General features: G+C 62.3%; 14 protein-coding genes. 3 read left to right on the top strand and 11 right to left on the bottom strand.

The features are described from left to right. From NKI59_RS19785 to NKI59_RS19740, 10 genes are all read right to left on the bottom strand, one after another. On the bottom strand, positions 1-707 hold a 707-nt coding region (locus NKI59_RS19785), incomplete at its 3' end, for a branched-chain amino acid ABC transporter permease (RefSeq protein WP_352706233.1). Positions 708-710: 3 nt separating this feature from the next. After that, positions 711-1,607, bottom strand: a complete 897-nt coding sequence (locus tag NKI59_RS19780) for a branched-chain amino acid ABC transporter permease (RefSeq protein WP_352706231.1) — start codon at positions 1,605-1,607, stop codon at positions 711-713. Beyond that, positions 1,607-2,509: an ABC transporter ATP-binding protein gene (locus NKI59_RS19775; RefSeq protein WP_352706229.1), complete on the bottom strand. Its 903-nt coding sequence runs from the start codon at positions 2,507-2,509 to the stop codon at positions 1,607-1,609. The genes NKI59_RS19780 and NKI59_RS19775 overlap by 1 nt, the downstream gene beginning before the upstream one ends. Before the next feature lie 55 nt (positions 2,510-2,564). Continuing rightward, the gene (sfnG, locus tag NKI59_RS19770) at positions 2,565-3,665 is read right to left on the bottom strand and encodes a dimethylsulfone monooxygenase SfnG (RefSeq protein ID WP_352496336.1); all 1,101 of its coding nucleotides are present in this window, start codon (positions 3,663-3,665) and stop codon (positions 2,565-2,567) included. Positions 3,666-3,692: 27 nt separating this feature from the next. Continuing rightward, entirely contained in the window at positions 3,693-4,262 is a 570-nt protein-coding gene (locus NKI59_RS19765) for an NAD(P)H-dependent oxidoreductase (protein ID WP_352706227.1), read from the bottom strand. 200 nt (positions 4,263-4,462) lie between these two features. Continuing rightward, the gene (locus NKI59_RS19760) at positions 4,463-5,350 is read right to left on the bottom strand and encodes an ABC transporter permease (RefSeq protein WP_352706225.1); all 888 of its coding nucleotides are present in this window, start codon (positions 5,348-5,350) and stop codon (positions 4,463-4,465) included. Beyond that, positions 5,347-6,306 (bottom strand): ABC transporter permease, encoded by a 960-nt coding sequence (locus tag NKI59_RS19755; protein ID WP_352706222.1) that lies wholly within the window; start codon positions 6,304-6,306, stop codon positions 5,347-5,349. Before NKI59_RS19755 ends, NKI59_RS19760 begins: the two co-directional genes overlap by 4 nt. 76 nt (positions 6,307-6,382) lie before the next feature. After that, the gene (locus NKI59_RS19750; protein WP_352706220.1) at positions 6,383-8,020 is read right to left on the bottom strand and encodes an ABC transporter substrate-binding protein; all 1,638 of its coding nucleotides are present in this window, start codon (positions 8,018-8,020) and stop codon (positions 6,383-6,385) included. Between the two features lie 33 nt (positions 8,021-8,053). Continuing rightward, positions 8,054-8,830 (bottom strand): DUF427 domain-containing protein, encoded by a 777-nt coding sequence (locus NKI59_RS19745; RefSeq protein ID WP_352706217.1) that lies wholly within the window; start codon positions 8,828-8,830, stop codon positions 8,054-8,056. Positions 8,831-8,852: 22 nt separating this feature from the next. After that, positions 8,853-10,211, bottom strand: coding sequence for an LLM class flavin-dependent oxidoreductase (locus NKI59_RS19740; protein ID WP_352706215.1), 1,359 nt, complete (start codon positions 10,209-10,211; stop codon positions 8,853-8,855). Positions 10,212-10,405: 194 nt separating this feature from the next. Here NKI59_RS19740 and NKI59_RS19735 point away from each other — a divergent pair, with 194 nt between their 5' ends. From NKI59_RS19735 to NKI59_RS19725, 3 genes are all read left to right on the top strand, one after another. Then, positions 10,406-12,214, top strand: a complete 1,809-nt coding sequence (locus NKI59_RS19735) for a dipeptide ABC transporter ATP-binding protein (protein WP_352706212.1) — start codon at positions 10,406-10,408, stop codon at positions 12,212-12,214. 295 nt (positions 12,215-12,509) lie between these two features. Continuing rightward, entirely contained in the window at positions 12,510-12,713 is a 204-nt protein-coding gene (locus NKI59_RS19730; RefSeq protein WP_352706210.1) for a hypothetical protein, read from the top strand. 91 nt (positions 12,714-12,804) lie between these two features. After that, positions 12,805-13,143, top strand: a complete 339-nt coding sequence (locus tag NKI59_RS19725) for a BRA0787 family protein (RefSeq protein ID WP_352706208.1) — start codon at positions 12,805-12,807, stop codon at positions 13,141-13,143. Positions 13,144-13,455: 312 nt separating this feature from the next. Here the strand turns inward: NKI59_RS19725 and NKI59_RS19720 are convergent, their stop codons facing one another. Then, entirely contained in the window at positions 13,456-14,370 is a 915-nt protein-coding gene (locus NKI59_RS19720; protein WP_352706206.1) for an MFS transporter, read from the bottom strand. Between the last annotated feature and the right edge of the window lie 343 nt (positions 14,371-14,713).

Here is a 14,713-nt window from a genome sequence, read left to right as displayed (position 1 = left end):
CCGGCGACGCCGATGATGAAGGACGAGATGGCGAACGCGAGCAGCTTGGTCTTCAGCACAGGGACGCCGATCACCCGCGCGGCGGTTTCGTTGTCGCGCACGGCGATGAAATTGCGGCCGGTCGCGCTGTTGACCAGGCGCCAGACGAGCGCCGTGAGCACGATGACCGTGGTCACCGAGAGCAGGTAGCGGCCCGTCGCCCTGTCGAGCGAGAAGCCCGCAACGGCAAGGTGCGGCGCCGAGATCACCCCGGAAGGGTTGTCGTTGGAGAACCAGCCGAACTTGGTCAGCGCCCACTGCACGAAGAACTGGGCGGCGAGCGTCGAGACGGCGAGATAGAAGCCGCGCAGGCGCAGGCTCGGCAATCCGAACACGACGCCGATGCCGGCGGCCGAAATCCCGGCCAGGATCATGGTCGCAGCCAGCGGCAGTCCTTCGACCCGAAGGTTGAAATTGTAGGCGGCGAAAGCGCCGACCGCCATGAAGGCGGAGGAGCCCAGCGAAAGCTGGCCGCAATAGCCGGTCAAAAGGTTGAGGCCGACCGCCGCCAGGCTGAGCGCAAGGAACGGCAGCAGGATCGCCTCGACGAGATAGCTCGACGCATAGGCGGGGATCAGGCCGTAGGCCACGGCAATCAGGGCGGCCGGCAGAGCTAACTTCTGCCAGTCGATTGGAAGCCTTGCGGCATCGAGCGCTTGCACGGCCATCGGTCAGACCCTTTCGACAGTCTTCTGGCCAAACAGCCCGGAGGGGCGCACCAGCAGGACGACCAGCGCCAGCGCATAGGCGAACCAGCCTTCGATGCCGCCACCGACAAAGGGTCCGAGGTAGACCTCGGCGAGCTTCTCGCTGGCGCCGATGATGAGGCCGCCGACGATGGCGCCGAGGATGGAATCGAAGCCGCCAAGCACCAGCACCGGCAGCGCCTTCAGCACGATCAGCGACAGCGAGAACTGGACGCCGAGGCGCGCGCCCCACAAAAGTCCCGCGACCAGTGCCACGAACCCCGCGGCCGTCCACACCGTTCCCCAGATCCGGGGCAGCCGCAGCCCGACGGCAAGCGCCGCGAACTGGTCGTCTGCGACGGCGCGAAACGCTAGGCCGATGCGGGTCCAATAGAAGAATGCGCTCAGGCCGGCGACCATCGCCGCGGCAATGCCTGCAGCAAGAAGATCGAACGACGAGATCAGGATACCGCCGACCTCGAACGGCGTGTCGTCGATGCCGAGATCGAGCCCGTGCACCTGCGTGCCCCACACCAACTGGGCAGCGCCTTCAATGATGTAAGACAGGCCAAGCGTGGCCATGAACAGCGTCATCGGCGAGCGATTGACCAGCGGCCTCAGCACAGTTCGCTCGATGGTGAAGCCCAGCGCAACCATGACCGCGAGGGTAATGAGCAGCGAAAGCGCAAACGGGATGCCGCGTTCGACAAGGCTGACAAAGGTGAGTGCGGCGAACAGCACCATCGACCCTTGCGCGAAGTTCAGCACGCCCGACGTCTTGTAGATCAGCACGAAACCGATGGCGACGAGCGAATACATCACGCCTGAGAGCAAGCCACCGACCAGCACCTCGATGAAGAAGAGGAAATCATAGTAGCTCATCAGATGCCCTCGCCATCTTCGCCTTCGGCGGTGCCGATATAGGCCCGGATCACCGCCGGATTGGACCTGACCTCGGCCGGTGTTCCGTCGGCGATCTTGCGGCCGTAGTCGAGCACGGCGACGCGGTCGGAGAGCCCCATGACCACCCCGATATCGTGTTCGATCAGGATGATGGTGACGTCGTGCCGGTCGCGCGCTGCGCGCACGAAACCGGCCATCTCGGCCTTCTCGGTCGCCGTCATGCCGGCCATCGGCTCGTCAAGCAGCAGGATCTTCGGCTCGGCGACGAGGGCGCGCGCCAGTTCGACCCGCTTCTGCAGGCCGTAGGGCAGCGTTGCGACCAGGCGATCGGCGACGGCCTCGAGATGCAGGAAGGCGATTGTCTGGTCGACCTTTTCAGCGATCGCGGCATCTTCGCGCCGGGCGCGCGGTAGACCGGCGATATGTTCGACGAAGCTGGCGCGCCGGGTGTGGACGCGGCCCGACGCGATGTTGTCGCGCACTGAAAGCCCACCGAACAGTGCCAGGTTCTGGAAGGTGCGCGCGACGCCGAGCCGTGCCAGACGGCTTGCCGACACCCGGGAGAAGGACTGGCCATCGATCGCGATCTTGCCCTGATCGGCGTGATAGAGGCCGCTGATGATGTTGATCAGCGAGGATTTGCCGGCGCCATTGGGACCGATCACAGCGCGAATCTCGCGGCTTTTGACCTCGAGGTCGACATCCCGCAGTGCCGTGACGCCACCAAAGGAAATGCTGATCCCGCCCAGCGCCAGGATCGCATCAGCCTTTGGCGACAGGCGCGCCGGGCGCGTGTCCTCGACGGGACCAGCACCAGCAAGAATGCCGGAAATTTCGGGCGCGCGCTCGTATGCGGCGGCTCCCAGCGAAGCACCAATCATGAAACATTCCTGATTTTGAAGGCGTGCCGGCGGCGGCCTGAAGACCGCGCCTGTCCTATTCCGCGGCGACAAGCTCCCTGTCGCGCGCCGCTTCCAGTTCGCGCACCAGAGGGATGACGCGCTTGCCGAAGAACTCCACCTCTTCCTGGAAATGCAGGAAGCCGAGCAGTATCAGATCCGCGCCGGCATCCTTCAGCTTGAGGATGCGTTCGGCAATCTGTTCCGGCGTGCCGATGAGATTGCTGCGGAAGCCGTCATTGTATTGGACAAGATCCTCGAAGGAGGATTTCGCCCAGTTACCCTCGCCTTCCGGCGAGGCCTTGCCGGCATTCTTGACCTGATCGGCGAAACCCTGCACCGCCTCCGGATTGGCCTTGGCGATGATCTCGTCGAGCACGGTGCGCGCTTCTGCCTCGGTTTCGCGAGCGATGGCAAAGGCGTTGACGCCGATCTTGACCTTGTGGCCATTGGCCTTCGCCTTGGTCTTGATGTCGTCAACCTGCTTCTTGATCTCTTCCGGCGTGTTGCCGTTGGTGAAATACCAGTCGGAAACCCGCGCAGCCATGTCGCGCGCAGCGCGCGATGAGCCGCCCTGGAAGATCTCCGGCTGGGGATCGATCGGCTTCGGCTTCATCGAGTAGTTGGTAAAGCGATAGAAGTCGCCCTTCAGAGTGAAATTGTCCTCGGTCCAGATGCCGCGCAGCGCACGGATGAATTCCTCCGAGCGGCGATAGCGCTCGTCGTGGTCGAGCCACAGCTCGCCGATGGCGGCGAACTCACCGCGGAACCAGCCGCTCACGACATTGACCGCGACACGGCCATTGGTCAGGTGGTTGATGGTGGCTATCTGCTTGGCCGCCAGCGCTGGATTCCATGGGCCGGGCAGGATCGCCGCGATGACTTTCAGCGTTGTGGTCGCCGCAAGCAAGGCATGGCTGAACGATACGGATTCGTGCTGGTTGTCGGCGCCATAGCCGGCCGTGAAGCGTATTTGGCTCAGCGCGTAGTCGAAGCCGTTGGCCTCGGCGATCTGAGCAAGCTTGCGGTTATAGTCGATGTCCCAGCCTGTCCGCTGCTCGATGTTGGAGATGACAAGGCCGCCCGAAACGTTCGGGACCCAGTAGGCGAATTTCACGTCGTCGGAATTCGAGGTCATTTCGTTCGTTTCCCCTTTTGATTGGCTTCAACCGACGCGCGTGGCGACGGCAGCGTTTGCATCACTGGAATTAAGCAAGGAGACCGCTTCGGTAGCGGCGCGTGAGATGCGCTCGATAATCGCTGCGCCGACGATCTTGGCATCGAAGAAATCGTCGGGCGCGCCGTAGACGCCGGTCGGGACGGTGACGGTCCCGAAAAAACCGAACAATGGCCGGAGCTGATGTTCGAGAACCAGGCCGTGGTATGGACTTCCGCCGGTCGCCGCGAGAAGCACGGTCTTGCCCGTCAGTGCACGATAATCGACAAGGTCGAACAGGTGCTTGAGAGCGCCGGTGTAGGACGCCCTGTAGACCGGCGTTCCGACCACGAGCAGGTCGGCCTTCTCGACACGCTGGATGATCGCTTCGCCAGACGCGCCGAGCGCGCCACGAGACAACCCGGCGAAAATCGAAGGCGCCGCCTCGGTGATTTCGATCAAGCCGGTGTCTGCCGGGACGCGCAATGCGACTGCCTTGACCAGCGCGTTGACCACCGCGGTAGTGCGCGATGGTGTGCTTACGCCGCCGGATATTCCGAGAACCGATAGCCTTGCCAACTCGTCAATCTCCCAGACCCTGCGTGCGCATTGGGTCATTTCCAAACCGGGGCAGACGATATTCGACAAAATCTATAGAGATAAGGAACCAAGTTCCGATTTTTCGGCCTCGCGGAGAAAAATGCCGTTCTGCTAATGGATGGTAGCAATGTCCGTATAGCGAGCAGACCGAAGCTCAGGCCATTAATACGGCTTCGCATTCATCCATCACCATTTTCAAACGCGCCTAAGCCTTGGGCAATTAGGTTCGTTGCCATGACCAGTGAAACGATCGCGCCGGAATTGAAAACGACAACCCACCATTTACCGCCGGTCAGGAAGCCGTAGCCGTCGGCGACGGCCAGTCCCCAATCGGCCGACGGCGGCTGGATGCCGAGGCCGAGAAAACTCAGCGTCGCGATCGAAAAGAACGCGTAGCCCAGCCGAGTGACGAGCTCGATGAGGATCGTCTCCCTGACGTTGGGCAATATCTCCAGGAACATGATGACGAGCGCGCCTTCGCCGCCAAGCCGGGCGGCGCTGACATAGTCGCGCTCCTTCTGCTCGCGCACGGCGGCGCGGACGGTGCGCGCCACCAGCGGCGCATAGGCGATGCCGATCACCAGGACGACGGTCAGGTTCGACGGCCCGATCGCCACCAGCGTCATGGTGACGAGAACGATGAATGGAAACGCCATCAGTGTATCGAGCAGCCGCGCGCCGATGGCATCGGTGAGGCCATCGAAATAGCCGAGCACCAGGCCGATGATGCTGCCGGCGGCAACGCCGACCAGCGTCGCCAGCGGCGCGACCAGCAGGATATCGCGCGATCCGACGATAATGCGGGACAGCACGTCGCGGCCGAGCTGATCGGTCCCGAACCAATGCGAGGCATCGGGCGGCGTCAGCATGGCGAGGAAGTCCTCTGCATAGGGGTCGTATGGAACGAAGCGATTGCCGAGCAACGCGCAAGTGATCCAGAAAAGCAGCAGCAGCGATCCAACTACGACCGACGGGGCCAGTCCGGAAAAGGCGCCGCGGATCCTGCGCAATGCCGACAGGCCTATCGCCGCGCGCGGTGGCACGGGAAACTCCGTCAGATCCGTCATGGCGAGGTCCGACGGCGTTGCCGCGGATTGAGCAAGGTCAGCACGAAGTCGCCCGCCGCCGCCGAAAGAACGAAGATTGCCGCCATCACCAGCACGCCCGCTTCAAGCATCGGGAAATCTCGCGCCTTGGCCGCGTTCAGAACCAGATTGCCAAGTCCCTGGATGCCGAACAGCGCTTCGATCACAACCAGCCCGCCAAGCATGTATCCGGTCTGCGTCGCCAGCACCGCGATGGTCGGGGTCAGCGCATTGCGCAGCACGTGCCGAAGGATGATCTCGCGCCGCTCAAGCCCTTTCAGGACGGCGGTGCGTGTGTAGTCGGCGGCCATCGCCTCGATCACGCCGGCCCGCGTCATCCGGGCGATGTAGCCGGCAAGATTGAGCACCAGCGGCAGGGCCGGCAGGATCAGATAATAGCCTTGCGTCCAGAAGCCCGCGCCATCCGGCGCAACGCCTGAGATCGGGAACCAGTTCAGCCACAGGCCGAAAACGATCAGCAGCATCAGGCCGGACACAAAATCCGGCACGATGCCGAAGGAGACGCCCGCCATCACGATCAGCCGGTCGATGAGGCGGCCGGCGTTGAGCCCGGCGATGACACCACCGCCAACCCCGAGCGGAATGAGAAAGATCAAAATAATGCCGGCAAGGGATGCGGAGCGCTTCAGGCTCTCCAGCACGAACGGCGCGACCGGCACGCCCATCGACAGCGAGGTGCCGAAGTCACCAGTGACAGCCTTGCTGAACCAGCGCCAGTATTGGACAAGGACCGGCTGGTCGGCGCCCAGCCGCCTGTTCAGTTCCGCCACCGCTTGCGCATCGGCAAAGGGCCCAAGCATAACGCGGCCGACATCGCCAGGCAGAACCTGCCCGGCAAAAAAGACCAGGATACTGACCAGCCACAGCGTGAGCAGCAGTGTGCCGACGCGCGTTGATAGGATGCGGCCGCTCACCATCGAGTTTTGCCGCCTCGCCCAAAACCTGTCCCATCCCGATGGAATCGGGATGGGGCTCTATCTCCGTTTTCGAGCATCATGCCTGGACAAAGGAAACGCGGTCGAGCAGCAGATGCGAGATCGCCGTGAAGCGGACGCCCTCAACCTTCGAGCTGACGATCCGGCTATATTGCGAGAAGTAGCCGATGATCAGCGGCGTCTCGTCGAGCAGCAAGGTCTGGATCTTGCCGGCGGCAAGGCGCTGCGCCTGGAGGTCACGCGCCTTGCTGTAGTCGAGCAGCAGCGCGTCATAGGCCGGGTTGTTGAAATGCGCGGCATTCCAGGCTCCCGAACTCTTGAGCGTTGCGTTGAGGAAGATGTCGGGGGTGCCGCGATGGCCGAAATCGGTGATGCCGAGATTGGAATCCAGCCAGGGCGAGCTGCCGAATTTGGCCGATCCGTAATAGGCGTCCTGCGGCAATACGTTGAGCTTGATGTCGATGCCGGCCTTCTTGGCGAAGTTCTGGATCAACACCGCATAGTCGGGAATGTCATAGGCCCGTTCGGTGGTCAGCGTCACCTCGAAACCATTGGGCACGCCGGCTTCACCAAGCAACCGCTTGGCCTCGGCGATGTCCTGCTTGCGCTGCGGCACCGACGGATCAGCCGAGGAGAATATCGGCGCGAACGGGGTGTCGTTACCGACGACGGCGCGGCCCTTCAGCAGGCCCTTCACCACCGCCTCGCGATCGAGGGTCAGCGCCAGCGCGCGGCGGACGCGCTTGTCTGTGAACGGCGCCTGGTCGGTTCGCAGATGCACCTGATCATGCGAGCTTGCCTGCACGCTGAGCAGCTTGAAGTCGGGGTTGCCCTCGATCGCCAGTTCCAGGCGCGTCGTGCTCGGGATGACGTCGAGCTGGCCGGCCTGCAGCGCCAGCACCTGGGCCTGCTCGTCGTCGAAGAACTTGATCTCGACACGATCGGGAAGTGCCTTCTCGCCCCAGTAATCGGTGTTGCGCACGAAGCTGGCGCCTTGCTTGGGACGGAAGGATTCGAGCTTGAACGGGCCTGTGCCGTTGAAAGTCTTCTCGAAATCGCCGGCATAGTCGGCCGGCAGGATGACGGCATTATAGACGTCGGAGGAGACATAGAACGGGAAGTTGCTGTTCGGACCGTCCAGATCGAAGGCGACCGTCTCGTCGTCGACCAGCTTGGCGCCACCCTTGGACAGGATGCCCTTGTAGGCCGACAAGGCCGACGAGCCGCTGGCGGGATCGACCAGCCGCTCGAAGCTCGCCACCACATCCTTGGCCGTGACCGCGCGGCCATCGTGGAACTTCACCCCTGGCCGCAATTTGAAGGTCCAGCGGCTGGCTGTCTCGTTGGCCTCCCAGGACAAGGCGAGCTTTGGCTGGAGCCCGTCCTTCGGATCGTCGAGGATCAAATATTCGCCCACCTGGCTGATCACCCCGATGCTGGCCGGATCCGTAACGGAGACGGGATCGATCGCCTTGGTCGGCTGGCCGAGGCCGACACGAACCGTGCCGCCGGCGGCGGCCGCGGCGCGCGCGGCTCCGAACCCCTGCGAGGCGGCAAAGCCTGTCAGGCCGAGCAGTGCGGCGTATTTCAGCAGATCGCGGCGCTTGAGAAAACCGCCCTGATACTCGTCGACGGCGACATTCCAGATGTCCCCCGACAGATTGCGCAGCGGGTCGATATTGTTGTGTTTGGTCATGTTGAAACCTCTGTCTGTGGCCGAAAAGACGGGCTATTCGACCGGTTCGCCGTCGAGATGAATGCGGTCGACGGCCTGCGGATAGAAGGCAATGAGGCCCTTGATCTTGGGCATCTCCGCGATCGGATCGCGGTAGCTCCAGGCGATGTCCGGGCGCACCGAACCATCGCTCAGCAGGCCGGACCAGTAGGAGGCGATGCCCTTGTAGGGACATCGCGTCGTCGTGGTCGACGGCGTCAGCCGCTCCAGCCTGATATCTTCGGAATGAAGATAGAAGCGGGTCGGCAGATGGGTTTCGAACAGCAGCACCGGGCGATGGCTGTCGGCGATCAGATTGCCGTCGAACCAGACCTGCACATGGCTCGTGCTTTGCAGCACATCGATGCGCGTATAAGGGTCTCGCGCGTGGACAAAGACCTCTTCGTCCTCCTCGAACCACTGATCGACCGCGTTCCAGGTGAAGGCGATCCGCCCGGCCAAGGGCGACAGGTTCTCATCCGGGGGCGCGACAAAGGACCAGGCAGCATTGGCGCTCCGCCTGTCGCCGCTATCGACATCCCAGTAGGTTGTCTCGCCACCGACCGGGTGCGGCTTGCGGTGCAGCGAGGGCTTCAGCACCGACGCATCGACGGACGCCACCGGGAAGAAATAGATCGGCAGGAAATAGTTGGAGCGCAGCACCAGCACGTTGCGGCTGTCGGCGATCGTGCGGCCGTCAAATTTGACGCGGACGCGCTTGGGGCTGTGCAGGACATTGACGAGATGCGGGGCCGTGGCTTCGCGCGGCTGAAGTCTGGGTGCTGCTGTCATGATCGTTGCTCCGAAGCGGATGTCAGGACACGGCGCGTGCGTTGTCGCGCTGCTCGGCGAAGCGGTTTGCCGGCCGCGCCAGACCGAAGCGGTCGCGCAGCGTTCCCGGCGCGTATTCGGTCGGGAACACGCCGCGGCGCTGCAGCTCCGGCACCACCTGCTCGGCGAAATTCATCCAGTCCTCGGGCAGCAGCGGGAACATCAGGTTGAAGCCGTCGGCCGCACCCGCAACGAACCAGTCCTGCAGCTGGTCGGCGATCTGCGTGGGCGTGCCGACTACGGTCGGCACCGAACCGCTGTTGGCAAGCTTGCGCGCAATGTCGCGCAGGCTAAGATTCTGCTTCGACCATTCCTTGACCCGGTTGAGCGATGTCCGTCCGCCATTGAACGTGCTCTCGGCCGGCAGCGGCGGCAGCGGGCCATCCGGCGGATAGACTGAGAGATCCACCCCGCTCCAGCTTGACAGAAGGTCGATGCCGACCTGATCGGGAAGCAGCGTCTGCAGGTATTCCTGCCGTTGCCGGCCCTCCGCCTCGGAGGCCGCGACGATCGGCAGAATCCCTGGCAGGATTTTGAAGCTCTCCGGCTTGCGGCCGTAACGGGCGAGGCGCTCGTTGATGTCCTGCCGGTATTTGATGCCGTCTTCCCTGGTGCTGTAGACGGCGAAATGCGCGTCGGCATGGGCGGTGGCGAAATTCTTGCCGTCCTCGGAGGAGCCGGCCTGGACGATCAGCGGATGGCCCTGCGGCGGCCGGGAGACATTCAGCGGCCCGCGGACCTTGAAATGCGGCCCCTTGTGATTGATCGCATGGACCTTGTGCGGATCGGCAAAATAGCCGGACGGCCTGTCGAGAAGCAGTGCCTCGTCTTCCCAGCTGTCCCACAGCGCCTTGACGATATCGAGGAATTCGCGGGCCCGCTCGTAGCGGAACGCATGCTCGATATTGCCATCGCGGCCGAAATTGCGGGCTTCCTCGTCCATCGCCGAGGTCACCACATTCCAGGACGCCCTGCCCTTGCTGATATGGTCGAGCGAGGCGAACATGCGCGCCACATTGTAGGGCTCGCTGTAGGAGCTCGATGCCGTGGTGATCAGGCCGATATGGCTGGTCACTCCGGCAAGGGCCGACAGCAGCGTCAACGGTTCCAGGCGAGCATTGGCATAGTGCGCAACGCCGCTTTGCACTGAATCCCAGATGGCGACGTGATCGGCGACGAAGATCGTATCGATCCTGGCGCGCTCCGCCGCCTGCACGAGATCGCGGTAGAAATCGAAATCCAGCACTTCCCGGCCTGGCGCCCGCGGATGGCGCCACGACATGCGATGATCGCCCTGCGGGTTGAAGAAGAATGCGCTGAGGATCATGTGGTCTCGAGCCATGCCGGCCTCCCGCAAAATCTGCTCAGGAGACCATCGCGGTTCCGGTCAGGCCGCTATCTAACAATCTCCCGATCCGTGAAAGGTAGATTGCGCTCCAGCTTAATTCGAGTAATTTTATAGAGATTATATGCTGTGAAAGCGGAAGCGATTGCCCTTGATGGCTGCGCGCAAAGAAAGTGGTTTCAAGCTCCCCAATGTCCTCATCAGTTCTGAACGTAGAGCAGCTTTCTATCACCTATGAAGGGCGAAAAGGATCGCATCCCGCCGTCAGCGGCGTATCACTGCACATAGGGGAAGGCGAAGCACTCGGCCTGGTCGGCGAATCAGGATCGGGAAAAAGCTCGGTGGCGCTCGCCATACTGCGCTATTTGCCAAAAAACGCCCGGGTCGCGGCGTCAGCGCTTGAATTCCAGGGACGGGAAATCCGCGAACTCTCAGCGGAACAGCTTCGCAAGCTGAGGGGCGACCATATCGCCGCCGTCTACCAGCATCCGGGTGCGGCGCTCAATCCGGCGATGACGATCGGCCGGCAGATCATCGAGACGATCCTGCGGCATCGCCCGGTTCGCCACGAGGAGGCCCGCTGGCGCGCCGCCGATCTGCTAGAGCGTGTCTGGGTCGGCAATCCGGACCGGGTGCTCGAGCTTTATCCGCACGAGCTTTCCGGTGGCATGCAGCAGCGCGCCAACATCGCCATCGCAATTGCGCTCGATCCGGCGCTGCTGCTGCTGGACGAGCCAACGACGGCGCTGGACGCGAGCGTGCAGTCGGAGATCATCGCCATCCTCCACGCCCTTCGCCGAGAGCACAAAACCAGCATTCTGTTAATCAGCCACGACATCAACATGATCCGCCGTTCCTGTGACCAGGTGGCGGTGATGCAGTCGGGGACGGTGGTCGAAAGCGGCGCCGCCGACGAGGTCTTCGAGAACCCGGCCCATGCCTACACAAGGGCGCTCATCGCCTCCATCCCGGCGCTGAACTTCACCAAGCGGGATGGAAGACTGGCGGAGGCAGACGGAGCCGGCCCGTCCCTTCGCCTGCTGGCGGGTCGGGACCAGGCTGACCCGCGGGCCGAGCGCCGGATCGCCGTCGCTTGCAAGGGGATCAGCCATTCCTTCCGCAGCCAGGCGGTGCTGCACAATATCGACTTGCAGATCGGCCAGGGCGAGACATTCGGGCTGATCGGCGAATCCGGGTCCGGCAAGTCAACGCTGGCAAGGATCATCACCGGCCTGCAGACGCCGAGCGAGGGGGCTGTCGAGCTATTCGGCAAGACGGTTGCGCCGCGCGTCGAGAAGCGTGCGCCGGGCGACCGTCGCAACGTGCAGATGGTCTTCCAGTCGCCGGATCGCACACTCAATCCGCGACATAGGATCGGCAGGATTCTCAGTCGTCCGCTGCGGCGGCTTGCCGGCCTCAGCCGCGGTGAGGCGGTCCAGCGCGTCGGCGACCTGCTGCAATCAGTCCGGCTGGGCACCACCACGGCTGAGCAAAAACCGCGCTCGCTTTCCGGCGGCCAGCGGCAAAGGGCGGCGATCGCCCGGGCCTTCGCTGGCTCGCCGAAGGTCGTCGTGCTGGACGAGCCGACGTCGGCGCTCGATGTTTCCGTGCAGGCGACCGTGCTCAACCTGCTCAACGACCTGCAGCGAGACGAGGACACGACCTATTTGTTCATCAGCCACGATCTCAAGGTCGTGCGCTACATGGCAGACAAGATCGGCGTGCTGTATCGCGGCCGGCTTGTCGAAACCGGTTCATCCGACGAAATTTTTCGCGGGCCCAATCATCCCTATACGAAACTGCTGCTGGCGGCGTCTTCAGACGACGCAGCTCCGAAGATCATCTCTCAGGCCGACATGGCGGCGGGCCCGAACCAGGGATGCGCCTTCGCCGACCGTTGCCTGCTGGCTGTTGCCGATTGCCGGAAAGCGGAACCGCCCCTCAGCCAAGCTGGCGACGGGCACCTGATCGCATGTTGGCGGCTCGACCAAGGTTCATGAAGGACGGATCATCATTCTGAAGATCCGTCACGCTCGCGAGGAAGGCGCGATGGAGCTGATCCCCGTCGCAAAGTGCCAAGAGACCGGGAGCTGCGGCCGTTCGAGGCGCGGATAGCAGGAAGCTTGGCGATCAGGCATCCATCGTTGTCACAGGCAAAGTCGCATGGCATTTCGTCTGAGGCTTGCTCCTTACAAAGCAATGTCTACAAGTTTGATAGACATTTCCTAAGAAGCAAGTCATACTGCCCTCTTCAAGTGCCTGACTTTTCGCCGTCCATGTTCGCAGGATCAGCAGATGACGATGACGCAGACATTTCTGGAAGCCGTTCCGGGCCGTATCAGGACCGTGATCGGCGCCCTTTTCCCGCCCACGGAGCTTTCACGTTATGCGCCGGACCAGGCGCAGGTGGACGACACTTCTGACTCCGGGGCGAAATTTCGCCGCTCAGGACGGGATGAAGCCTTCTATTGGGGTATCGGCACTTGCGGCTATTGGTAGGCGCCCGGCGCATCCGGCCATAGACCAATCATCGAAATGCGGGGGGTTACCTGGCAGCATTGGCTGGCTGCCGCGATCCAGGAGGAGACCGATGACCACACGCCTTTTACCCGCACTGCATGAGGGCCATGCTCCGATTCATTTGCACGGAGCCTTCGACGATGCCTTGGAAGCTTACCAGACCTGGACTCCGGGAACGGATGAGCCGCACGTGGAATTTAAGGACCAGATGGTGCCGATCAGTTCGGTCTTCGGCCGCATGCGGACCTGCACCGATATTCTTCCTTGGCGCATCGAGGGCTATGTCCTAGAGGTTGTCGGCAATGCACTGGTTTTCGGCGGCGAAAAGGCGATCACTTACGCCGATGCCGCTCTAGTCCTTCGCGCTCTGTGCGTGAAGCGGCTCCGGAGCGACGACGTCGGCAACTAACAGGGCGACGCTGCGTAGGCTCCCGTCAAAGCCGGAGCCGGGCACAAGGGCAGCTCGGCTCCGTATCATTCAGCCAGTATGCGTCGCGATTTGCCCTGATAGCCTCTATTTGCTCAGTCGGTCATGCTCGGCGATCGCCATAGCCCTGCATGGTGCGGATAGACTGGTGCTGCGAGGAAGGATTGAACTCTGCGATTAGCCAATGAAATTACCAACTTACAAAGGCTCATTGTAACATTGTAACGGACGATAAGTGACTGCTTCCAGAGGCGCTATTGGCGGCCTTCGCTTCGCTAAGCTCCGTTCGCGTGTTTATGTCGAAGGAACGACCCGCCGATTCCGGCCAGCAACGATACGGCGGAAGAGCCACAGAATGACTGGACAAGCGAGGAGCACCACGGCGCCGAAGTCGAGTGCGGCGCTCGCGCCGCCCATCGAAGTGGAGAGCTTTCCACCGATCGCCACTCCAACTGGGCTCCCGGTATAAAAAACCGTGTAGAATAATCCCATTCCGATCGATCGCGTCTTCGGCTCGAGCACCAGCGCAGACAGGCTGATGATCGCACCGGCGGGCAGGCCGCAAACGATCCCAAGGGCAATGACGATGGGAAGCACCGCATCGCTTCGCGGTAGGAGTAGTGCCAGCAGCGCGAAGGCGATACAGCCTGTGATGATCACGGCGTCGCCGCGTTTGGTCTGATCAGCGAGCAAGCCCCCGAAAGGAACCGAAAGCACGGCGAGCCAGAGCACGATACTGATCGTTGATCCAGCTGCAGTGCTGGACCAGCCTCGCTCAACGAGCATCGACGGTCCGAAACTGAAGATCATCGCAAAACCGATATTGTAGAGACACCAGATCGAGCCGGCGACAATCACGGCATAGATCGTTTTCGTGGTCAGACCGCCGCGTTCGCCTTCAACGGACACGGGCGCATCTGGCGCGCGATAGACAAAAGCAAAGAAGCCTAGCCCGATCAGAATCAGCCCTGCTACAGCAAGGTTAACGGCATAGATCCCGAACGTCGCTCCAATCGCTGGCAACAGCATCAGCGCGATTGCGATGCCAGCCGGCCACGAGTTGACGAAGATAGCCATCGCGGTAGCAATTTCCCGACCAGTAAACCAGTCGGCGACCATCTTGGTCATCAGAACGCTCAAGAGAATACCGCCGGTGCCGGCAATCAGTCGACCTACGATCTGCATGCTCCATGACGCCGACGCCGTCATCAGTATTTCGCCTGCCAGCAACCTGGCCCCGACAACACGATCTGCCTCTACGTGCCGCCTAAATCCTTCTAATACTTTGTCCATTATTCCAATTCTGGTCTCGTCACCGAAGACGCTCGTATAGATTTGGAGGCCGCCGGGTGGACTCAGGAATCAAATATGGATGGTTACCGGACACAGCTGAGTCCAAAAGGGTAAGGTGCAGGCGTTTGCACGAAACGGCTACTGGACGGGTAGACACGTGGGGGCCTATTCCCCTCGAGCCTCGACGCCTTCCGATAGCTGCTCTGTCAATTGGAGCAGGTCGAAAAGGGGAGACCCCGCCAGACGAGTTCACCTTGGA

It is taken from the genome of Mesorhizobium sp. M0598 (assembly GCF_040320865.1).
GTDB lineage: Bacteria > Pseudomonadota > Alphaproteobacteria > Rhizobiales > Rhizobiaceae > Mesorhizobium.
This window is presented reverse-complemented; position numbering and strand designations above follow the sequence as displayed.